This is a genomic window from Rubrivivax albus (assembly GCF_004016515.1).
Lineage (GTDB): Bacteria > Pseudomonadota > Gammaproteobacteria > Burkholderiales > Burkholderiaceae_C > Rubrivivax > Rubrivivax albus.
Map to the genome: position 1 here is coordinate 1 of NZ_SACT01000073.1, position 251 is coordinate 251.

Sequence of the window (251 nt, forward strand, 5' to 3'; positions counted from 1 at the left end):
TCCCGGTCGTGACGTCGCCGCACCTGCCGCTTGGCGTCTTCGTTGGTGTCCACCTCGCCTCCTTGGTGGACACCATCGTGGCCGTCGCCGACGCGTTACTCAAGATGGGTTCGCCGGACGCTTACGATCCAGCGGTAGACCGTGGAAGTGGAGATCAAGAGCAGTTGATCCAGAGCCAGGCGCCCGCTGATCTGCTCAGGGCTCCACCGATCGAGCAGCTTGGCGTGCACGAGCGCTACCTCATCATCAGC

Annotated in this window: 1 protein-coding gene; it reads left to right on the top strand. The window is 63.3% G+C overall.

The window, feature by feature from the left end:
• A partial coding sequence (locus ENE75_RS25025; RefSeq protein WP_158289108.1) for a hypothetical protein occupies positions 1–251 on the top strand: 251 nt, incomplete at both ends.